The sequence below is a fragment of the Micromonospora sp. NPDC048871 genome (assembly GCF_043198155.1).
Taxonomy (GTDB): Bacteria; Actinomycetota; Actinomycetes; order Mycobacteriales; family Micromonosporaceae; genus Micromonospora.
On record NZ_JBICUM010000005.1, the window covers coordinates 60,068 to 84,691 of the forward strand.

11 protein-coding genes and 1 pseudogene (1 of these 12 running past the window's edge) are annotated in these 24,624 nt (G+C 68.0%); 9 read left to right on the top strand and 3 right to left on the bottom strand.

All coding sequences use genetic code 11. The features are described from left to right. The 9 genes and pseudogenes from ACGFIK_RS13890 to ACGFIK_RS13930 form a co-directional block, all read left to right on the top strand. Positions 1-5,886 carry the 3' portion of an amino acid adenylation domain-containing protein gene (locus ACGFIK_RS13890; RefSeq protein ID WP_393339524.1) on the top strand. 870 nt of this gene lie to the left of the window's left edge, so only the last 5,886 of its 6,756 coding nucleotides appear in the window; the start codon falls outside the window, past its left edge; the stop codon is at positions 5,884-5,886. Between the two features lie 92 nt (positions 5,887-5,978). Then, on the top strand, positions 5,979-9,251 hold the full coding sequence (locus tag ACGFIK_RS13895) for an amino acid adenylation domain-containing protein (RefSeq protein ID WP_393339527.1): 3,273 nt from the start codon (positions 5,979-5,981) through the stop codon (positions 9,249-9,251). Between the two features lie 2 nt (positions 9,252-9,253). Further along, positions 9,254-15,184: a beta-ketoacyl synthase N-terminal-like domain-containing protein gene (locus ACGFIK_RS13900; protein WP_393339530.1), complete on the top strand. Its 5,931-nt coding sequence runs from the start codon at positions 9,254-9,256 to the stop codon at positions 15,182-15,184. 79 nt (positions 15,185-15,263) lie between these two features. Further along, positions 15,264-16,157: an ABC transporter ATP-binding protein gene (locus tag ACGFIK_RS13905; RefSeq protein ID WP_327026643.1), complete on the top strand. Its 894-nt coding sequence runs from the start codon at positions 15,264-15,266 to the stop codon at positions 16,155-16,157. Further along, positions 16,144-16,875, top strand: coding sequence for an ABC transporter permease (locus ACGFIK_RS13910; RefSeq protein WP_327026642.1), 732 nt, complete (start codon positions 16,144-16,146; stop codon positions 16,873-16,875). The genes ACGFIK_RS13905 and ACGFIK_RS13910 overlap by 14 nt, the downstream gene beginning before the upstream one ends. Before the next feature lie 107 nt (positions 16,876-16,982). Next, a complete protein-coding gene (locus ACGFIK_RS13915) occupies positions 16,983-17,714 on the top strand; it encodes a thioesterase II family protein (protein ID WP_393339534.1) in 732 nt (243 codons plus the stop codon). 1,536 nt (positions 17,715-19,250) lie between these two features. Then, positions 19,251-19,490, top strand: coding sequence for a hypothetical protein (locus ACGFIK_RS13920; RefSeq protein ID WP_327026640.1), 240 nt, complete (start codon positions 19,251-19,253; stop codon positions 19,488-19,490). 381 nt (positions 19,491-19,871) lie between these two features. Further along, positions 19,872-20,624, top strand: a complete 753-nt coding sequence (locus ACGFIK_RS13925; RefSeq protein WP_393339537.1) for a GNAT family N-acetyltransferase — start codon at positions 19,872-19,874, stop codon at positions 20,622-20,624. A 722-nt stretch (positions 20,625-21,346) separates the two neighbouring features. Continuing rightward, positions 21,347-21,577 (top strand): annotated as a pseudogene (locus tag ACGFIK_RS13930) (pentapeptide repeat-containing protein); the annotation flags it as partial. A 138-nt stretch (positions 21,578-21,715) separates the two neighbouring features. Here the strand turns inward: ACGFIK_RS13930 and ACGFIK_RS13935 are convergent. From ACGFIK_RS13935 to ACGFIK_RS13945, 3 genes are all read right to left on the bottom strand, one after another. After that, complete coding sequence (locus ACGFIK_RS13935) at positions 21,716-22,210, bottom strand: hypothetical protein (protein ID WP_393339540.1); 495 nt, start codon at positions 22,208-22,210, stop codon at positions 21,716-21,718. Between the two features lie 203 nt (positions 22,211-22,413). Further along, complete coding sequence (locus tag ACGFIK_RS13940; RefSeq protein WP_327026638.1) at positions 22,414-23,367, bottom strand: carbohydrate ABC transporter permease; 954 nt, start codon at positions 23,365-23,367, stop codon at positions 22,414-22,416. A 9-nt stretch (positions 23,368-23,376) separates the two neighbouring features. Beyond that, positions 23,377-24,453, bottom strand: coding sequence for an ABC transporter permease subunit (locus ACGFIK_RS13945; RefSeq protein WP_327026637.1), 1,077 nt, complete (start codon positions 24,451-24,453; stop codon positions 23,377-23,379). Positions 24,454-24,624 lie beyond the last annotated feature (171 nt).

Sequence of the window (24,624 nt, forward strand, 5' to 3'; positions counted from 1 at the left end):
CACGTCTACGGCGTGCTCCTCGGCAGCGCGGTCAACAACGACGGCCGCAGCAACGGCCTCACCGCCCCGAACGCGCAGGCGCAGAAAAACCTGCTGGTCAGCGCGTGGAAACGCGCCGGCATCGCGCCCGAGTCGGTGTCCTACATCGAGGCCCACGGCACCGGCACGACGCTGGGTGACCCGATCGAGGTCAAGGGATTGACCAGCGCCTTCGCCGAGTTCACCCATCGCCGGCAGTTCTGCGCGATCGGCTCCGTGAAGACCAACATCGGCCACACCGTCGGGGCCGCCGGACTGGCGTCACTGATCAAGACCCTGATGTGCCTGGATCGTCGGACCATTCCGCCGTCGATCCACTTCGACGTGCCGAACGAGCTGCTCGACCTGGCCAACAGCCCGGTCTACGTCGCCGACCGGCTCACCGAGTGGGAGGAGGGCGACACCCCCCGCCGCGCCGGCGTGAGCAGCTTCAGCCTGAGCGGAACGAACTGCCACGTCGTGCTGGAGGAGGCGCCGGCCCGAGCGGCCGTCTCCGACCAGGCACGCCAGCCGCGGGTCTTCCCGATCTCGGCGCGGAACGAGGAGCTGCTGGCCCGAACCGCGGCGCTGCACCTGGAGCACCTCGACCGCCATCCCGAGCACCGCCTGGCCGACGTGTGCTTCACCATGCAGGTGGGCCGCGAGCACCAGGCCGTCCGAGCGGTCATCCTGTGCGAGACCCGTGCCGGCCTGCGCGACGGCCTGCTCCGGCTGCTGCGTCCGGAGCAGGCCGACGACTCGCCCTCGGTGGACGACGGCGCCGTGCTGCGCGAGGACGCGCCGTGGCGGTTCGGCGCCGGCTCCGGTCACCTCCGCGACGCGGTCACCGCCTTCCTGGCGGGTCGCGCCCGGCCGTTCGCCGACCTCGACCGGGACGCGGGCGTGCGGCGGGTACCGTTGCCGCCCCAGCCGTTCCAGCACGTGCGACTGTGGGACGAGACGGTCCGGGCGCATCCGGTTCCCGGCGAGAGGGAGCAGGAACCGGCCGACCCGGTCGACCGGCTCCGGGTCATCCTGTCCCGGCCGTCGCACCTCGAAGGGCTCCAGGGGTCCGACGGGGACGCGGTGCCCCGCAAGGTGATCGCCGGGGTGTGGTCCGGCATTCTCGGCTACCCGACGATCCGCGACGCCGACGACTTCTTCGCCCTCGGCGGCGACTCGATCTCGTCAGTGAAGATCACGCAGTTGCTCAACACGGTGCTCGGCATCGACCTCCCGCCGACCACCCTGCTGACGAAGCCGACGTTCGACGAGTTCGCGGAGGTGGTGATCCGCGCCCACGGGGTGGACGAAAGCCTGATCCGGTCGAGGTTGAGCGGGTCGACCCGCCGCCCGGTGCCCGTGGAGCACGTCGTCGAGTCCTACGAGCTGCCGCTGACCGCCGCCCAGCGCAGCATGTTCGTCTCCAGCCAGGTCGACGAGGAGTCGGTGGCGTACAACGTCAGCGGCCTGACGATCCGCCCCGGCACGCTCGACATCGCCGAGCTGGAGGAATGGCTGCGCGTCCTGGTGCGACGGCACGACAGCCTCCGCTCGACGTTCCATCTGCGGGATGGGGAACCCTTCCAGCGGGTGCACGCGGAGGTGCCGGTCGCGGTCGACCACCGCCGGCTCGGTGCCCCCTCGGAAGGCGACAGCCACGAGAGCGCGGCCCGCCGGGAGATGCAGCGGTTCGTCCGCCCGTTCCTGCTCGACAGCGCCCCGCTGTTCCGCGTCGGCTACTTCGAGTTCGACGACGGCGTGTCGTGTGTGGCGATCGACATCCACCACATCATCACCGACGGCACCTCGATGGGCATCCTGTTCCGGGACCTCGGAGCTGTCGCGGACGGCGCCGCGCTGCCGCCGCTGCCGTCGAACTACCGGTCGGCGATCCGCGGGCTGCTGGAGCGGCAGAACGGCACCGACATGGTGGTGCACCGCGATTACTGGGTCGCTCGGTTCGCCGACGGCGCGCCGACCCTCCAACTCACCACGGACTGGCAGCGGGCGGAGGTCGCCACCGCGGCGGGCGCGACGCTCTTCGCGTCCGTCGACGGCGAGACGCTGGAGGCCGCCAAGCGGTACGCGCGGGCGCACAACCTCACCCTCTACATGGTGCTGCTCGGCGTGTTCCAGCAGTTGCTGTCCCGGCTTAGTGGTCAGAGCGACGTCGTGATCGGCGCACCGGTGATGGGCCGGCCCGACCTGACCTACCAGGATCTCGTGGGCATGTTCGTCACCACGCTGCCCATCCGGGTCACCGCCGCGCCCACGACCGGCGTCGGCGACTTCCTCGCCGGCCTGCGAACCACCGTGCTGGAGGCGTTCGAGCACCAGGAGTACCCGCTGGAGTCCCTGGTCGAGGAGCTGAACCCGCCTCGCGTACCCGGCCGCCGGCCGCTGTTCGACGTCTGCTTCGTGCACCAGAACACCGACATGGGCCTGGAGCCCGACGACGAGCGGATCCTCCCGTTCGACGACGGCAGCGCCAAGTACGACATCACCCTGAGCACGCGGGAGGCCGACGGCGCGCTGCTGCTGGAGTGGGAGTACTCCACCGCCCTGTTCCGCGAGGAGACCTTGGCGCTCTACTCGGAGCGCTACGCGACGCTACTCAGGTCCTTCCTCGCCGCCGCCGCCGACACTCCGCTGGGCATGCTCGACCTGATGCCCGACCGGGAGGCCGAGCTGATCCGGACGTTCGCGACGGTACCCGCGCCGTCGCTTGACTCCCGCGGTATTGCGCGGCTGTTCGAAGAACATGTCGCCGCCGCCCCCGACCGGACGGCGCTGATCGCGGACGACCGGAGCCTGACGTACGGGGAGCTGAACGTCAGGGCCAACCGGATCGCGCACGGCCTGATCCGTCTGGGCGTGACACCCGGTTCACCGGTGGCGCTGCTGCTGGACCGCTCGATCGACATGGTCGCCGCCATCCTCGGTGTGCTGAAGGCGGGGTGCTTCTACCTGCCGCTGAACACCGACTTCCCGCCCGAGCGGCTGCGAATGATGGTGCAGGACGCGGGCGCGGGCCTCCTGCTCACCTCCGACGCCCGCAGCGGGCAGGCGGCGGAACTGATCTCCGAACGGCTTCGGATCGTCGGCGTCCACCCGCTCGTGGAGTCGACGGCCGAGAGCGGGAACCCGGGACTGCCGGGCAGCAGCGCCGACGAGGCCTACATCATGTACACGTCCGGGACCAGCGGTGTGCCGAAGGGGTCGGTGATCCGGCAGCGGAGCGTGCTGCGGGTGGTCCACCAGTCCGTCTTCTACGCCGCCGATCCGAGCGACGTTTTCCTCATGATCTCGGAATACTCGTTCGACGGCTCCATCTACGACATGTTCGGGGCGCTGACCAACGGCGCGTCGCTGGTGCTGCTGGACAAGGCGTCCGTGCTGGACCTCGACCGGCTCGGTGCCGCGATCGAGCGGCACGGGGTCACCAGCTTCTTCATCACCACGGCGATGTTCAACGCGCTGATCGACCACGCGTCGGGGTCGCTCGGCACGGTCCGCAGAGTGATCTTCGGTGGCGAGATCGCCTCGCCGGCGCATGTGAAGCGGGCGTTCGAGCTGCTCGGGCCGGGGCGGATCAGCCACGCCTACGGCCCGACGGAGACCACGGTCTTCGCGACCATCCACACGCTCGACGCGATGGACCCCGACGACGCCATCCCGATCGGCACGGCCATCAACGACACCTCGCTATGGGTGCTCGACGAGCGGCTGGAGCCGGTGCCGGTCGGCGTCGGCGGCGAACTCTACATCGGCGGGGCTGGCCTGTCCGACGGCTACCTGAACCAGCCCGAGCTGACCGCCGAGCGGTTCGTGTACTCGCCGGCGGTGCCGGGGGAGCGGCTCTACAAGACCGGCGACATCGTCACCTTCAAGACCAACGGTCTGCTCTACTACACGGGACGCCTCGACCAGCAGATCAAGCTCAGGGGCTATCGCATCGAGCTGGCGGAGATCATCCAGGTCGCCCTGAACGAGCCTTTCGTCCGCTGGGCGCACGCGGGTCTGTACGAGGCCGCCGAGGGCAGCAGGAGCCTGTGCCTCTGGGTCGGGTACGTGGACGACCAGGACCACGGGTCGGCGCTGCGGGCGGCCCTGTCCCGACGGCTGCCCGACTACATGGTGCCGTCCTTCATCGTCAAGGCCGACACGGTTCCGTTGAACGCCAGCGGGAAGGTCGACGTGGCGGCGCTGCCGAAGCCCGACTTCACGGCGGGGGCGACGGCGGCGGCGCCGGAGACCGACTCGCTGCGCGTGGTCGCCGACGCGTGGCAGCACGTGCTGGGCATCCCGGTGGACGACATCGACGCCGACTTCTTCGCGCTGGGCGGCGACTCGATCAAGGCGATCCAGATCGTGGCCCGGCTCCGCGAGCAGGACATCACGATCCGGGCCGCGGACCTCCTCGGCAACGCGACCATCCGGTCGCTGGAGGAGAAGCTGTCCGAGTCCGCCGGCGCTGGCAGCGGGCTGCGGGTGTACGACCAGAAGCCGCTGTCCGGGCCGATCACGGCGAGCGCGATCCAACTGGCGTTCCTCGACGACCCGGACGCCCGGACCCGGGTGTTCAACCAGTGCCTGCTGGTCACGCCGGCCGAGCCGGTGTCGCTGGAGCGCCTGGTGCGGGCGGTGGAGCGGCTCGTGCGCCATCACGACATGCTCCGCGTCGAGGTGGACGAGCAGGGCGGGCTCCGCCTGCGCGACGTCGACGCCCCGACGCTCGTCCACGGTGAGCAGGCGCCGGACGGGCTCTCCGACGACGCCCTCGCCGAGTACCTGCGGACGGTGCAGGCGCGGGTCGACGTGCGGGGCGGCCCGGTCGTCAGCCTGGCCGCCGGACTGGGTGAGGGGGGCGCGCGGTTCGCCATCGCGATCCACCACCTGGCCGTGGATGTCGTGTCGTGGGGTGTCCTGCTGGAGGACCTGGCCATCAGCCTCGCCGACCCGGACGCCGAGCTGCCCGCCAAGACCATGCCGTTCCCGGCGTGGACGAGGGAGGTCGAGCAGCGCGCCCTGGACGGCGGCTTCCGCGCCCAACTGCCCTACTGGCTCGACCTGGCGCGCAGCGCGGGCGAGGCGGGCGAGGTGTTCGCCGAGCGCGACGTGAAGCGGTCCGAGACCGCAGCGACGGTCGTGCGACTGACCGAGACCGACGACTTCTCGCTGTTCGCCGCCGCCCGGGAGGTGCACGGAGCGAGCCACGCCGAGATCGTCCTCACCGTCGTCGCGCGGGCGCTGGCCTCGGTGACCGGCCAGCAGCGGGTGCTGTTCGCCCTGGAAGGGCACGGCCGCGAACCCATCGCGGGGGACCACGACCTCAGTCGGACGGTTGGCTGGTTCACCAGCACCTTCCCGCACCTGGTCCAGGTGGAGCAGGGCGTGGCGGACACCGTGGACGCGGTGCGGCGGTCGTTCGACCGGCTGCCGGACAAGGGCGCCGGCTTCGGTCCCCTGGTGCGGATCGACGCCGGCCTGGGTGCGCAACGGAGCGCGCTGACCGCAGTCCGGCCGCAGATCGGCTTCAACTACCTGGGCGGCCAGGACAGCGCCGACGGCATCAGCTTCACCCATCTCCCGGGGGACATCACCACCGACGGGGATCACCGCCTGCCGTACCCCCTCGACATCGTCGCCTCCCGCAGAGGGGGTGAGCTCCTGGTCGAGGTGCGGTACCCACGGGCGTGGGAGGCGAGCGGCACCGCAAAGAAGATCATCGCGGCGGTGGACGAGTCGTTCCACGAAGTCCGAGACGCCCTGAAGTCCGGTGAACCACGGGGCTTCCAGGTCTCCTCGCCGATCCGTCAGGACGTGCTCGCCGACATCCTGCTGGATGTCGGGGGCGGGATCTAGCGGCCGGCGTGACGACGATCCCTCACCCCGGCGCCGGTCGCCGGGCGCCACGACCCGAACACCGCGTGGGTGCTAAGTAGAGAGCCTGGTTCATGGTTGAGAGAGACAACATCGAGTCCATCGCCGGCCTGGCCGCGATGCAGAAGGGCATGCTCTTCAGTCACGCCGTGGACACCGGCTCGGACGCCTACGTGGAGCAGTTCGACTTCGTGATCACCGGCGAGGTCGACGTCGAGCACATGCGGGCGGCGCTCGCGGGCGTGTCCCGCACCTACAGCGTCCTGCGCACGATTTTCTCGTACCGCAACACCGACCAGCCGTACCAGATCGTGCTGAAGGAGTGGGCGCCGCAGCTCGACGTCCGCGACTACCGGGACCGGCCCGACCGTGACCGGGACGTCGAGGAGTTCAAGGTCGCCGACCGCGTGAAGGGCTTCGACCTCAGCGCGGACGTCCTGCTGCGGGCGACCCTGATCCGGCTGGCCGACCGCCGCTGGCGTCTCGTGTTCACGTTCCATCACATCATCCTGGACGGCTGGTCGCTCGGCCCGCTGTTCGGGACGCTGATGGGCTACTACGAGGAGCTGACCCGGTCCGGCTCGTTCCAGTCGCGGCCCGAGGCGCTGCCCTACCGCGACTACGTCACCTGGTACGAGCGGCAGCACGACGAGGACGCCCGGCGGTACTGGGCGGAGGCGTTGGAGGGCTACGAGACCGAGGCGGTTCTCCCCGCGAGCCCCCGTCCCGGCGGCTACCGTGGCGCGACCCACCGCTTCGCCCTCCCCGCCGAGCTGTACGACGGGCTGAAGGGGTTCGCGCAGAAGGCCGGGGTGACGCAGAGCGCTGTCTTCCAGGCCGCCTGGGGCGTCGTGCTGCAGAAGTTCACCTACGCCGACGACGTCGTCTTCGGTAGCGTCGTGTCCGGGCGCGGCACCGAGATGGCCGGCATCGGCGAGGCGGTGGGGTTGTTCTGCAACACGCAGCCGGTCCGGGTGACGACCACGCAGGACCAGCACTTCACCGGGCTGTGCCGGGAGGTGCAGCAGTCCTACCTGCGGGCGAGTGCCTTCGAGCACTACGCGCTGCACGAGATCCAAGGCCTCACCCCGCTGAGGAACAAGCTTCTCAACCACGTCGTGGCCTTCGAGAACTACCCGTTGTCCGAGCAGTTGCGCGACTTCGCCGGCGACACCGGTGACGGGCTCGCGTTCGACGGCGTCGAGGTCTTCGAGCGGACGAGCTACGACCTGCACATCGTGGTCAACCCCGGTCGGGACTTCGCGATCACGTTCGCCTACAACGAGAACCACTACGCACCGGGGTTGATCCAGGCGCTGGAGCACAGCCTGCGCAACGTGCTCACCGCGGCGGTGCGCAACCCGCGGGTACGCGTGGCGGACATCGCCCTGTGGGACAGCCGGGCGGCGGACGTGGCGGTGCCGCAGCCGGCTCACTCCGCCATGCTGGACTCATCGGTGGTGGACGTCTTCGCCGATGTCGCCGCGACCCACGCCGAGAAGACCGCGCTGGTGTGGCGGGGCAGGGAGTTCAGTTACGCAGATGTGGACCGCTGGTCCGATGCCGTGGCCTGGGAGCTCAAGAGCCGTGGCGTGATTCCGGGCGTGGCGGTCGGCGTGCTCGCGGACCGCCGCCCGGAGCTGATCGTGGCGATCCTCGGCCTGTTGAAGAACGGGAACTTCTACGTCCCGATCGACACCAAGGATGCCAAGCCCAGGGTGGAGTACGTCGTCGCCGACGCAGGCGTGCGCGACCTGTGCACCGTGGCGGAGTTCGCCGACCGGGCGCCGGCGGCGACCCGGGTGCTGCTCGTCGACCCGCCGATCGGGGACGTGCCGCCGTTTCCCCGGCAGCGCAACCTGAACGGCGCCACGGCGTACCTCATGTACACGTCGGGCTCCACCGGTAACCCCAAGGGTTGCAAGATCACGCACCGCAACATCCTGCGCCTTGTCGCGGACCAGGAGTTCTTCGACTTCGACGACCGTCAGGTCCTGATGTTCACCGGCTCGCCCGCCTTCGACGCCAGCACGTTCGAGATCTGGGGAACGATGCTGTTCGGCGCGACCCTCGTGCTCGCCGACGAGTTGGACGTGCTCGACGGTGATCTGATGCGCGAGGCGATCAAGCGCAACGAGGTGACCGGCATGTGGCTCACCGCGCCGCTGTTCAACCAACTCTGCGACCACGACCCGGCGATCTTCGACCGGCTCGGACACCTCATCGTGGGCGGCAGCGCGTTGTCGGTCCAGCACCTTACGAAGGTCCGCAGCGCCTGCCCGAGCCTGCGGATCACCAACGGCTACGGTCCCACCGAGAACACGACGTTCTCAACGACGTACCAGATTCGGGACGAGGACCTGCTCCGCGAGCGGATTCCCATCGGCCACCCGCTGGCGCACTCGTCGGCCCACGTCCTGGACCGGGGCCTCAACCTGCTGCCACCCGGCGCGGTCGGCGAGCTGTGCGTGGGGGGTGACGGCGTGTCGACCGGGTACCACAACCGGCCGGACCTCGACCTCGCCGCTTTCGTCACGGTGCCGGCGCTGTCCAGCCGCCGCCTCTACCGCACGGGTGACCTCGTCCGCGAGCTGCCCGACGGGTCGCTCGACTATCTCGGCCGTGCCGACGACCAGGTCAAGATCAGCGGTTTCCGGGTCGAGTTGGGCGAGGTCGAGAGCGTGCTCCGGTCCGTCGAGCACGTCGAGGACGCCGCCGTGATCTGCGTCGAGGTGGACGGGGAGAAGAGCCTGCGCGGCTACTACGTCGCCGGTAAGCGGATCGCGCCCGAGGTGGTACGGCAGGGGATGGCGCAGCAGGCCGCCCCGTACATGATCCCCGCCGGGCTGGTGCAGCTCGACCGGATCCCGTTGAACAAGAGCGGCAAGGTCGACCGGACCCGGCTGGCCGAGATCCGCCCCGAGCCGGAGGCCCGCCCCGAGGCGCCGCATCTCGGACCGGTGTCCGACATGACGCGGATCCTCTTCGACATCATCGCCGACCTCGTCCCCGCCGAGACGATCGACGTCGACCGCAACTTCTTCGACCTCGGGATCAACTCGCTCAACCTGTTGACCATCAACAACCGGCTGCGCAAGGTGCTCGACCGGAACGTGCCGCTGGTACAGCTCTTCCAGCACACCTCCATCGCCTCCCTCGCCGCCTTCCTCGCCGTCGCTGACAGCGGCGACGATCCGACCGCCGACCCCGACGACGCCGAAGCCGACGCCGAAGACGCCTTCGCCGAGCAGGAGGAGGAGCACACGTTCTCCGCCACCGCCCTGCTGCGCGAGATCGCGGACGAAATCGCCGAGGAACTCGCCGCCGATCTTGAAAAGGAGCTCTGACCATGCCGGAGAGCAGGGCCACCAAGCGCCGCGAGACCGGGCTGGAGATCGCCGTCGTCGGCATGGCCGGCCGGTTCCCGCAGGCCGAGGACATCGACCAGTTCTGGGCCAACCTGGTCGAGGGCGTCGACGCCATCTCCCGCTTCACCGACGACGAACTGCTCGGGGTGGGTGTGGCCAAGACGGCGCTCGACGACGAGAGGTACGTCCGGGCCAAGGGTGTGTTCCCGAACATCGAGTACTTCGACGCGGAGTTCTTCAACTACGCCCCGGCCGACGCCACCCTGCTGGATCCTCAGGTCCGCGCCCTGCACGAGGAGGTCTTCCACGCCCTGGAGGACGCGGGCTACTCGGCGGAGGGGCGGCCCGAGGCCATCGGCCTGTTCCTCGGTGCGACGAACAACCTCCCCTGGGAGACGCACACCCTGACCCGGCACATCCTGGAATCCGGGATGACGTTCACCGGCATGCAGCTCAACGACAAGGACTTCGCCGCCACCCGGATCGCGTACGCCCTGGACCTGAAGGGCCCCGCCTTCACCCTGCACACGGCGTGCTCGACCTCGTTGGTCGCCATCGACATGGCGTGCCGTAACCTGTGGACCGGGTCGTGCCAGATCGCGCTCGCGGGCGGGAGCGGGCTGACGCTTCCGCACAAGAACGGGTACCGCTACCAGGAGAACATGATCCACTCGCCGGACGGCCACTGCCGGCCGTTCGACAAGGACGCGGCCGGCACCGTCGAGGGCAACGGCGTCGGCATCGTGGTGCTCAAACGGCTGGAGACCGCTCTGCGCGACGGCGACCACGTCTACGCGGTGATCAAAGGCTCGGCGGTCAACAACGACGGTAACCGCAAGGTCGGCTACACCGCGCCGAGCATCGAGGGACAGGCCGAGGTCATCCGCAAGGCCTACCGCGTCGCCAACGTCCCCCCCGCCGAGGTGTCCTACGTCGAGACACACGGCACCGGCACCTCGCTCGGCGACCCGATCGAGATCGAGGCGCTGCGTAAGGCGTTCGGCGCGGCTGAGCCGGACACGACCGGGATCGGCTCGCTCAAGGCGAGCATCGGCCACCTCGACACGGGCGCCGGCGTCGCCTCCCTGATCAAGGCGTGCAAGATCCTGCAACACCGGACCGTGCCGCGCAGCCTGCACTTCCAGGAGCTGAACCCGAACGTCGACCTTGAGGGCAGCCCGTTCTACGTCGTCGCGGAGCAGCAGGAACTGCGGCCGAAACTGTCGAAGGCCGGCGAGGTGCTGCCGCTGCGCGCCGGCGTCAGCTCGTTCGGCATCGGCGGCACCAACGCACACGTGGTGCTGGAGGAAGCGCCCGAGGCGAGGCCGGCGCCGTCCAAGGGCCGGACGTACAACACGTTCGTCGTCTCGGCGACGTCCGCGGACGCCATCGGGCGGATCAAGCGGAACTTCGTCGACTACCTGGCCGCGCACCCGGACCTCGACGGCTCGGACCTGGCGTGGACACTCCAGAACCGCCAACGCCGCCTCGCACACCGGTACGCCGTGGAGTTCGGTGACGTCGAGCAGTTGCGCGAGCGGCTCCAGGAGTCCCTGGACGCCGACGAACCATCCGCGCAGGTCCACAAGAACGCGCGTCGCGACGTCTACTTCCTCTTCAGCGGTCTCGGCGCGCAGCACCTGCGCATGGCCCGCGGCCTCTACGAGACGGAATCCGACTTCCGGGCGTACCTGGACGAGTGCTTCACGATCAGCGCGGACCTGGGCCACGAGGTGCCCCGCGAGGTCTTTTTTGGCGACTCCGCGGCGGCGGAGAAGCAGCTGAACAACATCGGGACCACCCAGATCCTGCTGTTCATGCTGGAGACGTCGATGGCCCGGACGCTCATCGGGTGGGGTCTCAAGCCGAAGGGGATGATCGGGCACAGCACCGGGGAGCTGGCGGCGGCGTATGTGGCCGGCGTGTTCTCGCTGGCGGACGGCATCCGCCTCGTCCAGGCCCGGGGCAGCCTGATGGACACGACGGCCGACGGGGCGTTGACCTCGGTGCGGGCGCCGGAGGACGTCGTCCGGGGCATGCTGACCGACGAGTTGGCCATCGCCGCGGTGAACGGCCCCGAGGACTGCACCGTCTCCGGTACCCCGGGGGCCGTCGCCGAGATCGAACGGCAGTGCGCGGAGCGGGAAATCAAGTTCTCGCACATCGAGGCCGACCACGCCTACCACTCGCAGTACATGGACTCCATGCTCGGCCGGTTCCGTGCGGTGATGGACCAGGTGACCCTGCACCAGCCGAAGATCCCGTACCTGTCGAACGTGACCGGTACGTGGATCACGGCGGCACAGGCCACCGACCGCGACTACTACTGCTCGCACGCCCGCGAGACGGTCCGGTTCGCCCCCGGCGTCGAGGCGATCCTGGAGCGCGGCGGCACCCTGTTCGTCGAGGTCGGACCGGGCAAGTCGCTGTCGTCGTTGGTGCGCGCCATCGCCCGCGACGCCGCGGTCACCACGGTGAACATGCTGCGGCACCGGATGGAGGAGATCGAGGACGGCGAGCACCTGGCCCGTGCGGTCAAGAAGCTCTGGGAGAACGGCGTCTCGCTGGACTGGAAGGCGTTCCACAAGGGCCGTCTGCCGCGCAAGGTGACGTTGCCGCTGTATCCGTTCGAAAAGGTCGAGTATCCGGTCGACATCGAACACTTCCAGCAGCTGGTCGAGGGCCAGACCGACGGCGGCCCGCGCGTCGCGACCGTCGCGCCGGCCCGGCAGGCTGTCACCGGCGCCGTCGCCACGACCGGGCCGGTACCCGCGTCGCGGCTGGCCTGGGCGCCGTCCATGCGCCCGTCCTCGACCGGGAAGGAGCAGCCGAAGGTCCTGATCGTCCTGACCGACGACCGTCGTGGGCTCAAGCGCGTGCTGGACGAGGTCGCGCACTGGCGGACGCTATATGTTTCGTTCGGTGCGCAGTACCGGTTCGAAGGGCAATCCGGTGCGGTGGTCCGCCCCGGCCACGACGACGACCTCAAGCGGCTGCTGGACGACCTGGAACGGCACGCCCTGGCCGGTGACACGGTCGTGGTGAACCGCACCGACCGCCCGTCGCTGGTGACCACCCTGCGGGGACTCTGCGCGGCCATCCCCGGGATGCGGGAACGGTGTGTGAAGGACGTCGTGGTGCTGGACACCGGTGACCTCCTGGGCGCTCACGGCGACGTCGTGCCACTGCTCATCGGCATCAACCACGAGCACCCGACGTTCCGGGTCCGGGCCGTCCGGTGCGACTCCTCCCTCGATGGCCGTGCCGGCCGGGCAGCATGGCGCGAACACCTCCAGACCGAGCTGGAGGCGCACCGGCCCGACGACGTCGCGGTCAGCTACGAGCGGGGTCGGCGACTCGTGCCCCGGATGGTCCCGCTGGACGGCGCCGTCGCGGCGGCCGGGCGGGCGGTGAGGACGGCGGTCCTCGGTCGTCGTCGCGACATCGAGGACATGGTGCGCGACCTCGCGGGGGTGAACCCTGCCCGTACCGTCGAGATCCTGCCGTTCGACCTCGGCTCGGACTCCGCGGGAACCCGGGTCGGCGTGGTGGACGAGCGCATCACCGTGCGTCCCGTGGTCACCGGGTCCACGTGGGAGGAGCTGGCCGGCACGCTGTCGACCGGGTTGCGTGCCCTGCCCGCCGTCGACGAGGTCGTGCTGTGGGACACGCCGAGCCGGGACGGCGCCACCGACGGTCTCGACCAGCGTCGACTCCTCGGCCTGCTGACCGAGGTGGGCCGGGAGCGGCGGATCCCGTGCTACGTCCTGTCCCGGCCGGGTCTGCACCGGGACGGGTGGGACCGGCACGTCACCACCTGGTTCGCCGACAACGAGCGCGGCGCTGCCGAAGCGGGCGTCACGCGGCTCTACTCGTTCGCCGACCTGCGGGAGGCCGATGGTTCGGTCCTGGACCTGTTGCCCAGGATGCGCGACGGCGGTATCCGCACGGCGTACCACGGCGTGGACCTTCTCCGGACGCAGGCGGCGGCCAAGCTGGTCGATGTCGAGGTGGAGCCCGGCGGTGCCGACGAGCGGCAGGCGATCGCGGCGGTGATCGAGCGTGAGATCCGGACGCTGCTCGGCTTCAGCGAGATCGACGGCCGCGCGGACATCTTCGACATCGGCCTCGACTCGGTGAAGCTGGTGCAGTTCACCAACGCCTTGGACAGGAACGGCTACAAGGTCCTCGCCAAGGAGGTCTACAACCACCCGACGATCGCCGGGCTCGCCGCCTTCATCGAGCGGACGATCAGGCGTGGCGGATCGGAGGACATGTCCTTCGACAGCCTCGCCGTGCTGCTGGAACAACGCCTCGGCGCGCCGTGTGCCTTCCGTGAGGTCAAGTCGGGACGTGACGAGGACACGCTCGTCGTGCTAGCCGTGGCGGGCCTGGACGACACGCTGAAGAAGCGAGTGGTCCGGGAGTTCACCGAGCTCCGGGTGCCGACCGAATTCCTGCCGCACTACGTGGTTCGGGGCGGCCCGGAGGACATCGGCATGGGCTGGGACTTCGAGGCGCTCAAGGCGAGCGCGGGCCTACCGTCCTACCCGGGCGGCTATGCCGCGGTCTTCGACGAGATCGACCGCCGGCAGGAGGAGCTGCGCAGGTCCATCGGCGCCCAGCCGGTGAAGTGGACGTACCCGATCAGTGCGATGCAGAAGCAGCACTTCGCCACCGAATCGCGCCTCCAGCTCTACCTGATCCAGCTCCGCGAGCTCGTCGACCTCGACGTGCTCCAGCAGGCGCTGTGCGACGTGATCGGGCGACACGGGCTCATGCGCAGCTTCCTGGTCCGGTCGTTCGGGCGGTTCCGGTGGAAGGAGTTCGAGGCTCCCGAGGTCATCGCGCTGCCGCGCCTGGACATGTCCGGCCTGGAGCCGCACGAGCAGGAGGAGCTGCGGGCGGAGTTGGTCAAGCGCGAGTGGAGCATGGACTTCAAGGTCGTCGACAAGCCGATGTACCAGGTCGTCCTGATCACGTACAACGACCGCTCGCACGACCTGCTCTTCCAGTTCGACCACTCGATCTTCGATGCGGCGTCCGGCCAGTTGTTCCGGGGCGATCTCCTCAAGCGCTACGAGGAGCTGATGGCCGGCACGAGTCGGGCGATGCCGATCGCCAAGAGCTACCGGCACCTGCAGGACCAGATCGCCAAGGGCCCGGTCGACATCACCTCGGACGAGTTGATCGACAAGTTCGACCTGGTGGAGTACGTCCGGTACGCGAAGACCATCCAGGAGAAATCTGCCCGGTTCGCGGACAGCCAGATCCGGGACGTCCGCTACTCGGTCGACCTGGACCGGCTTCGGGCCGCCGACGGCACCGAGCCGGACCTGTTCTACCTGGTCGTGCACCTCTACGCCCGCGTCGTCGGCCGTCTGCTCGGCATCGACAAGGTGGCGCTGATCACGCTCCTCCAGTCGCGCGTGTTCGAGGACAAGGACTACTCCGAGGTGATGGGCATGGTCCTCGGCAGCCTCCCCGTGCTGGTGCCGGCGGAGCGCGACACGATGGGTGACCTCGACGGGATCATCACCGACAAGGTCCGCATGATGAACAAGAACAACGTCAGTTTCCTGAACCTGGTGCAAAACGTACGGTCGATTGTCAAACACCGGAAAGTACTGTCCGTGATGGGCAAGACACTCCGGCCGACGTGCTTGCTGAATTTTGTCGGAAATGTCGAGGACGAATACGATGCAATTTGGGACATGACGCTCGCGCAGTTGACCGACGATCAGTCCAAACTGGACTATGCCGACTGCTACTGTGTCTCGAAGGTCGGCAACGGACGCCTGGATCTGCTCCTTCTGAGCAAATGGGTCGAGGACCCGCATGAGCTGGTCCGAATTCTGGATGACGAGGTCGAGTATCTGACTGGCCGCGTTTCCGCCAGCTATGGTTTGTGATTGCCGAAGGAGGGTGATAATGGCTGTAATCGAACTGGACCACGTCACGAAAACGTATAAGTCAAGGGGTCGTCGGACGGTGGCCAACGACGACGTGAGCCTGCGCGTCGACGGGGGCGAGGTGTTCGGCCTGTTCGGCCACAACGGCGCGGGCAAGACGACGATCGTGAACCAGCTGCTCGGGTTGTTGAAGCCCGACGCGGGCTCGATCGTGATCGACGGCAAGGACATCACGAAGAACCGGAACCTGGGGCGCTACCTGTGCTCGGTGCAGCCCCAGTCCAAGACCCCGCTGGGTGAGCTGACGCCCCGTGCGGTCACCCGGGTGATGGGCAAGCTCCGCGGGATCAGCGCCGAGGAGGTGGACCGGCGCACGACCGAGCTGTTCGAGCGGCTCGACATCATGCAGTGGGCGGACGCGCCGGGCAACAAGCTCTCCGGCGGGATCCTACGCCTCACCGGGTTCTGTATGGCCGCCGTCGCGCCCGGTCGCGTGGTGATCCTGGACGAGCCGACGAACGACGTCGACCCGGTCCGGCGGCGCTTCCTGTGGAGCGCGATCCGCGACCTGACCAAGGACGGCACGGCCGTCGTGGTGGTCACGCACAGCATCCGGGAGGCCGAGAGCGCCGTCGACACCATGGCCATCCTCAACGAGGGCAAGGTGATCACGCAGGGCGACGTCCGACAGATCAAGGGCGAGACGGCCGGCAACCGGATGAAGCTGGAAGCCGTCGCCACGGCGCCCGAGGACCGATTCGTCAGGCCCGCCTGGGGCGAGAGCCTGAAGGTCGCGGACGCGAAACTGACCCTCACCTTCGAGCGCGAACTCGCCGCCGAGGCCCTCAAGTGGGCCGCCGAGCAGCGTGATGGCGGTCTGCTGACGGAGTACTCCCTCACGGAGATCACCCTCGAAGACATGTACATCGAACTCGTCGGCAACAAGGGAGCGGTCGAAGGTGTCCACCGGTAGCAAACTCAAGTATGTGATCGAGCTCCAAGCCCGGAAGCAGGGCAGCTACCTGGTCGTCTTCTCGGTCATCATGATCGTGATCGCCCTCGGCGTGGCGATCGGCTTTTCGTACCTGATGCCCGCGCCGGATGGCGGCGGCATGCTGTACCTCGCGACCGGCGCGCCGACGATCGTGCTGATCATGACGGCTCTGGTCACCGTGCCGATGCAGAACGCGGGCGCGAAGATGACCGGCTACCTCGACTTCGTCAAGGCGCTACCGGTCGACCGCAAGCTGTTCCTGATCGCCGATGTCGGCATCTGGGCCCTGGTCACCGTCCCGGCCATCGCCATCTCGGTCTTCGTCGCGCACCTGATCTTTGAGCCCGGCTACGCGATCTCGTGGACGATCCTCCCGGGCTTCGTGCTCATGGTGCTGTCCTGCTTCGCCATCGGGTACGGCTACTCGTTCGTCATGGCGGCCGAGCCCGCCATGGCCCTGTCGCAGCTGATCGCGTTCATCTCACTGATGTTCTCGCCGATCAACTTCCCCATCGAACGGTTGCCCGGCTGGGTCCAGGCCGTGCACGAGGTGTTGCCGATCTACCACATGGCGGAAGTGATGAGGGCGTCGTTGGCGCACACGACGTTCGAAGCAGAGCCGATCAGCTACATCATGCTCGGCGCGTGGACGGTGGTCGGGTTCTTCGGTGCCTCGAGGTTCCTGGAAAGGGCATGACCGTATCGGTCGGCGACGCGGCCACACGGTGCTGTGGACGTGGCCGTGTCGTCGTCCGTGGCGATCCGAGTGCTCTGGTCGACGGCTTGACAGCAGGACGGGAAAGGGTGCCAGTGAGCATCGTGGAGAAGCTCCCGCTCGTGTGCTTTCCGCACGCGGGTTCGGGGACGTTGTACTACAGCAAGTGGAAGTTGGCGTTCAGCGACGGCATCGACGTCCGGGTGGTCCAGTACCCGCTGCGGGAACAGCGGACCAACACCCCGATGCCGGCGTCGTTGCCCCTGCTCGCCCGGGACATCTTCACCGAGCTGGTGGACTCCTTCCGCGGGACGTACGTCATCTGGGGACACAGCATGGGCAGCATCGTCGGCTACGAGGTCGCCAAGCTCTGCCAGCAACGCCTGGACAACCCCCCGCTGATGTTCTTCACCTCCGGGTCGGCCGCGCCGTGCGGCCGGGGGTTCACGGCAGTATCCGATCTGGACACCCCGGAGGGCATCAAGAAGGTGCTGCGCGACTACGGCGGGCTCAGCGAGGAGAACCTGGCCGACGCGGACTTCATGAACTACTTCGCGCCGATCATCGGGGGCGACCTCAGGTTGCTGGGCGGCTACCAGGACGTGGCTGTCGAACAGTTGCGGTGCCCGATCGCGGTGATGAAGGGCCGTGACGACAAGGTCATCACCCACGAGTGGCAGCGGTACACCGAGCACCCCGTGGAGACCACCGAGTTCGACGGCGGGCACTTCTTCGTCGAGGAGCGACGGCCGGAGCTGGCCGTGTTCATGGAGTCGAAGATCCAGCTGATGTGGCAGCGGAAGGCGGCCTCGGCCAGGTGACGTGGGCCGGGCGCCCGGCCGTGCCCAGTGCCGGCCGGTCGCCCACAGCCCAGCGGTCCGACCTGCCGCGACCACGAGGCGGGACGCGAAGCGGCTGACCGGGATCGCCTGCTCCAGCGCCGACCGTGACAGCGGTCGGGTGGATCAGCTGTCGTCACGTCTCGAGACCCTCGACGACCTCGGGCAAGCGTATCGACGTGCTGGCTCGCCGCGCCGACGGTCACGTCCGCCAGGGACGCGACAGCGTCCGCGTCGACCTCCGCTGCGGGCAGCACACCGAGCAGTCGGAAGGCGCGCGCCACGGGCCTCGGCAGGGTCTGATCCGACCAGGAGAAGACGGCCCGGACGTCCGCCAGCGGGTCTCCGGCCCCGGCCAGGCGGACCAGCTCGGCGGCGGCCCCGGCCTCCCGCCTCGGCCATGTCGGCCCGAGCAGTCCGGTGAGCAGGTCGGAGGCCTCGGCGTCGGTGAGGCGATCGAGCATCAGCCGGCAGACGGCCGCTGAGCGGCGGCGTTCGGCGGGGTGGGTTGGGGGTGGGGCGGGCATGAAACGGCTGTCCTTTCGGGGTTGCAGCCTGGCTGCGGCCATGGGCTGGTGACGCTGCGGCCCTGGTGGGCGGTGGCGTCAGATGTCTGGTGTGGACGTCTATCCACCCGCTGCTTTCCCGCGGCGTCAAGCCGACCCCTGACGGCTGTGGTCGGGAGGCTCTGTGGCCTGTGCGGGCGGGCCTTCATGGTCTGTCCCTCGATGGTGGCCAAGGGGTGAGGGGCAGGTCTGCCTGCCGATTGCGTGATGTCGCGTGAGCTGAAGCAGGGCTCGGGTGAGGAGGACGTTGACGAGGTGGTCGTACGTGTTGATGGGGTCTGGTCGATACGGACGTGGAGCTGATGACGCGTTTCCATGGCGAGTTGCCTTTCGGTGAAGGTCGATGTGCTCGGGGCTGGCCCTGGCTGCGGGTGCACGACCGGCGGGAGCGTCGTGTGTCAGCCAGCGCCTGATAGTTGGCGGCATTTCGGGGAGGGATGTGCTGGCCGAAGGTGTCGGCGTCGAGCCGGGATCCGGCTGACCAGGGCGCAGGTGGGGCGACGTACGTGGCGGGTCTGGAGGCGCGGAATGGTGGAGCCCCATGCGACGGCCGTGCCGTGCCCGTCGTGCTGACCGGCTGAGTGGCGTGGCGCATGGAGATCGGGTGGCGGATTCTGCCGTCGGAGGCGGAATGCGTGTGTGAGGCGGGATGGGTGGTGAGGTTCGCGTCGCCCGGACAGCGTCGCCCAGGTCGCGGATTTGACGGACCTGGGCTGCGATCGCCGGTGCCGGTTGATGCATGCGAGCGGTGGCCGGGCATGCGGGAGGAGAGGTGGAAACGGCGCTACCGCCAGGACTACAGCATGGTGGTACGCGGTGGTGGGACCCCTTGCCGAGGTAGAGGTCAGCGGTCAGCGGTCAGCGGTATGTGCGTATGCGCCGCGAGCAACGTGCCAAGAACATCGGGCCGAGTGGGCATCGAGGCGCTGGCTGCGCCACGTAGGTTCGTGCGGTGACCGTGTATGACGTGGCCGCCAGACTGCCCGGCATCGACCTTCTGCGGCAGCGCTGCAAGGCGTTGGCTGTCCTGGAACGCATCATCGACGGCGGGGAGCCCTACTACGACTACACCACGGCGTGGGGCGACGACGAGGCGGCGCTGATGAGCAACGGCAGCGGTGACGAGTGGACGGTCGTGTTCACCGCCGACGGCGATTTCCCGGCGATCGGCTACCCCATCGCCGGGAGGTAGCGGCGCTCTGTCCACGAGAGTGCAGCAGATCCGATCCTCAAAGCTGCATCTGGCGGGTAGCTGCTCCGACGTCCTCCGCTCGAAGCGACCCGGGGTGAAGGCCCTCCGGCGCCAACGCACCTGGTCGGCGGCATGTGCGGCTGCGGCAGTGATCAAGGGTTGACAAGCTCAAGCCGGCTGCGGCAACCTTGCAGCCGACCACGCGATCGGCGTGGGCACTCTGCATGAGGGAATGACGCCTGTGATCCGGGTAGGCCGAGCGGCCGCCTGAGTGTCGACCACGCGGCGAATGATCGTCGCGCGGCTCTATCACGGTTCAGCGGTCCAACGCTTCTTTCCGCGCACCGCAGCTTCTCTCATGCATCGAGGTTCACGTTGATCATGGATGTTCGCATTCAGCAGTCCGTCGCCGCCAACCTGTCCAACCGACCCGCGCCCGTAGAGGTGGGGCCGTTCGTGATCGGGATGGATCCGACAACGACCAGTCCCTACATCAACTACGCGACGCCGCGTCCCGGTACTGCCATCACCGCGGCCGATGTCACCGCCCTGGTCGCAGCCTTCCACGCGGCTGATCGCAAACCCCGCCTGGAGTACGTCACCAGCTGCGCCCCAAGCCTGGAAGCACTTCTGACCGCCGCCGGCTTCATCGTGGAAGCCCGGCACACCTACCTGCTCTGTACGCCCGACACATTGAAGACACCACCCACGCTCGACCACCTCAGTCTGTACGAACCAGGCACCGATTCTCAGCGGGCCGCGCTGATCAGCGTGCAGAACGAAGCCTTCGGCGGCGACTCGGTGGCCTCCGAGGATGACGTAGCTCGCCTCCGGCGACAGCAGGATGCCGGAGGCGTGGCCGTTATGGCCGTCACTGACGACGGCACCTGCGCAGGAGGTGGCGGGGCGGTCCCGCCCACCGGCGCGGTAAGCGAGGTCGCCGGCATCGCCGTTCGCAAGCCCTACCGCCGCCAGGGACTGGCGGGCGCGATCACCGCCGAAACATCCCGGCGGCTGTTCACCGCAGGCGCGGAAATCGCCTGGCTGGAGGCCTCGGGCGACGAATCGTGGCGGATATACGAGCGCGCCGGCTACCGACCTGCCGGTCAACGGCTCTACATCGCCTTGAACTGAGGTCCGACACAGAACCCGGGCTGAGGTCACCGACCAAGGCTCGGGCCACCTCTGCGGTTCACTTCACACCACGGAGCAACCGCTCATCGGCAGATCCGCACGTCGTGGAAACGGCTGGGTTGAGTAACACCCGTCGCGCAACCTTACCGAATCGGGCTTGCCGCCAGGCGAGACGGCGAGCAACCGAACGTAGACGAACTTGGTGTCGATCATGGCGTCACTCACATGTGGAACGTGTTCTTGGTGTTGGTTCAGGTCTGGTTCGGTGGCTTGTCGATGTGGGGGTCTCGCCGCTGCCGCGGACATACGGATCTGCCTCAGGGTGGGTGGTAGGCGAGTCGCATCCAAGAGGACCTAGATGGATGCGTCTCTGCGAGGGCTACGGTGTGCTTCATGGACATCCGAGGAGTCCGCCGAGGAAAGGTGTCCCCTCGTACGCCCCGCAAGCCCGTGTTGGGTGCAACCGTGAGACGGCGGTTTTGCCCGATGACGACGTGAGGTCGGAGGCCAGCCACCGTGGCCTGGCCTTCACCGACGCAGACGTGAGCGGCCGCCGTGCGGAACTGCTCGACTTCGCGCCATGTCGGTTCTCGGGCGCCGACCTCAGCCGCCTGGACATGGACCGAGCCACCTTCGTCGATTGCACGGTAGAGCGGAGTACCCTGGCGAACCTGCACGCCCGCCAGTCGACCCTGACCCGCGTACGGCTGGCACGGCCGCGAATGACCGGGTTTAGCTGGACCGACGGAGTGGTCGCCGACGTGGCGGTCGAGGAGTCCCGGCTGGACCTGTCGGGGTGGCGGTTCGCTGCCTTCACGGCGGTCACCTTCACTGCATGCGACATGACGAGAGCCGACTTCACCGGGGCTCGCCTGTCCGGCGTCCGATTCACCGGTTGCAACCTGTCCCAGAGTCAGTTCTCCGGTGCCACGATGAAGGAGGTCTGGTTCCGTGACTGCACGCTGCTGGACATTCGACACCTCCCAGACGTCGGTGCCCAGGCCACCGAAGCTGGTCCACCCCCACCGTTCTGTGTACAAGATCGCCGCGAGCCGCTTCACGAGACAACTCAGGTCCACGGCTGGAGAGCGTCAGGCCTCTGCCTCCTTCGGCTCCATTTGCACGTACCCCCGGGCGACGAAGAACCGCTCGAGCAGGTAGCACCACCACAGGAGGATCAGGCCGGGCACCACGAACACCGCGGGCATGAAGTTCCAGATGGCGACGCCCCCGAGGACCACGGCGATCCCGAGCAGGAACGTCAGGCTGGGCGTCGTCAGCCCCAACGTGAGCCCGTTGAGCACCTGGCGCCAGGTGGGGTTGGTGAAGCGGGCTACGAGGGGGAGGCACCAGAAGACCAGGAGCAGGAGGAAAAGTCCGACGACAATGAGCGGCACCCAGACCTCGGCCAGCCCGCGGGTGGGCAGGTAGGAGAGCGAGAGGATGCCGACGGCCGCGACCGGGACGGCCAGCAGACCGACGACGGTCGCCTGCCTCCAGCTCTGCCGCAAGGCCTTTGAAGCAATGGCCCGGACGCCACCGTCCTTGCCCAGGACGTACCGGCGGCACACCTCGTAGGCGACCACCGTTCCCGCTCCCGCCGTCACGACAAGGCCGAGGCTCAGGAGCCAGAACAGGCTGATCAGGATGATGGAGCCGAGCGAGTCCAGGATGCGCCACAGTCGCGACGCGGGGTTGAAACGGAGAATGGTCGGGGCCTTTCAGTGTGCGCAGTTGCGGGTCCTGAGGACGGGGTCGGCCTCCTGCGGTGGGCGGGAGGCCGACGCGATCAGCCCTTCACGGAGCCGATCATGAGACCGGACACGAAGTGCTTCTGCAGGAACGGGTAGACGAACAGGATGGGGACGGCCGCCACCATGGTGATCGCCGACCGCAGCGCGATCGGTGTGGTGACCTGCCCGCCAGAGGCTGCGGCGCCCGTGGCGGCCACGGAGTTCACGCCGGCGTTCATCGAGCTCGACAGCAGCTTCTGCAACTCGTACTGCAAGGTGGTCAACGCCGGATTGCCCGAGGCGTAGAGCAGGGTGTCCAGCCAGGCGTTCCAGCTGCCCACCGCCACGAACAGACCCACCACGGCCAGCGCGGGCTTGCACAGCGGCATCACGATCTGCCACCACGTACGGAACTCGCCCGCACCGTCCATCCGTGCCGACTCGATGATCTCCTCAGGGATCGACTTGATGTACGTGCGCAGGATGATCAGGTTGAACGCGCTGATGATCGTCGGCACCCAGTAGGCCTGGAAGGTGTTCAGCATGCCCAGGTCCTTGATGAGCAGGTAGTTGGGGATCAGCCCGGCGTCGAAGTACATCGTCAGCACGAAGATCACGGTGATCGGGCGGCGGAAGATGAACTCTGTGCGGCTGAGCGCGTAGGCGAGCATCGAGGTGAAGAACAGGTTTGTCGCCACCACCACGACCGTCTTCAGGACGCTCATGAAGAACGCCTGGTAGATCGTGTGCATGTTGAACACGACGTTGTAGTTCTGCAGCGAGAAGTCCCGAGGCCAGATGCCGATCCCGCCACGGACGGCGTCCATGCCGTCGTTCAGGGAGATGGCGAGCGTGTTCAGCAGCGGGTAGACCATGACCGCCGCGAGGGCCAGCAGGAAGGTCGTGTTGAGCGTCGTGAAGACAATCTGCTCGGTCGTCCACTTGCGACGCCGTGACCCGCCCCGTGATGCGCGCCGCGCCAGAGGCTTCGCGACAGTGGTGCTTGACATGAAGTCCTCCTAGACCAGCGTCTCTTGGTTGAGGCGCTTGGCCGCTTGGTTCGCCGCGCCCACCAGGATGACGGCGACGATGGTCTTGAAGATGCCCGCGACGATGGCGAGGCTGTAGTTGCCCAGCTCGTAGCCATAGCGCAGCACGAAGACGTCGATGGTCTCGGACCTGTCGGACACCAGGCCGTTGCCGAGGAAGTACGGCAGCTCGAAGTTCGTGGACAGGATCCAGCCGCTGTTGATGATGAGCAGCACGACGATCGTGGGCCTGATGCTCGGGAGCGTGATGCTGAACATCTTGCGAAAGCGGCCTGCTCCGTCGACCTCGGCGGACTCGTACAGGCTCGGGTCGATCGCGGTGATCGCGGCCAGGTAGATGATCGTGTTCCAGCCCAGTTCCTTCCACAGGTTCGTCCCGGCGACGATCCCCCAGAAGTAGTTTGGCTCGGTCAGGAACAGGACCGGTTGGTCGACGATGTGCAGGTTCATGAGGCCCTGGTTGATGAACCCGCCGGAGGAGGGCAGCGAGAGCGCCACCGATGCCATGCTCGCCACGATCACCCAGCTGAGGAAGTGGGGCATGTAGGTGATGTTCTGAAGGACTCGCTTGAACGGCAGGTTCTTGACCTCGTTCAGCAGCAGCGCTAGGACGATTGCCCCGAGGGTACCGACGGTCAGGGTCAGGACCGACTGTCCTATCGTGTTGATCACGACCCGGATGAACCGCTCACCCATGACACCGGTGAACAGGTTGTGGAAGTTCTCGAGGCCCACCCACTGCTGGTTCCAGAGGCTGCGGGGACCCGGCCAGGGGCTGCTGCCGCGAGCCGGCTTGAAGTCCTGGAAGGCGATCGCCCAGCCGTAGACCGGGACGTACTTGAACAGGATCTGGTACAGCAGCAGCGGGACGGCCATCGCGAGCAGGGCTCGCTGCGCCCAGACCAGGTCCCAGGTGATCTTGCGCTTGGGATCCTTCGCTGCATTCTTTCGGGCCTTGCGGTTCTGGGCACGCGAACTGCTCGCGGGCTCCGGGGCCGGTTCGAGCCCGGTGGCGGTCACGGGGATGCCGACCGTGGCGTCCGTCATCTGTCCAACCTCGTCGTCAGGAGCAGTGGGTGGTAATCGAGAACGCGTCGTGGGGGGGGGGGGGCCCCCCCCCCCCCCCCCAGAGCGACCACATTTACAAATTGGGCGGCGGGGGGGTGTTTACGGCGGGGAGGGGGGGCGCGAAAACAATTAGGAGGTGATTGGGGGGGT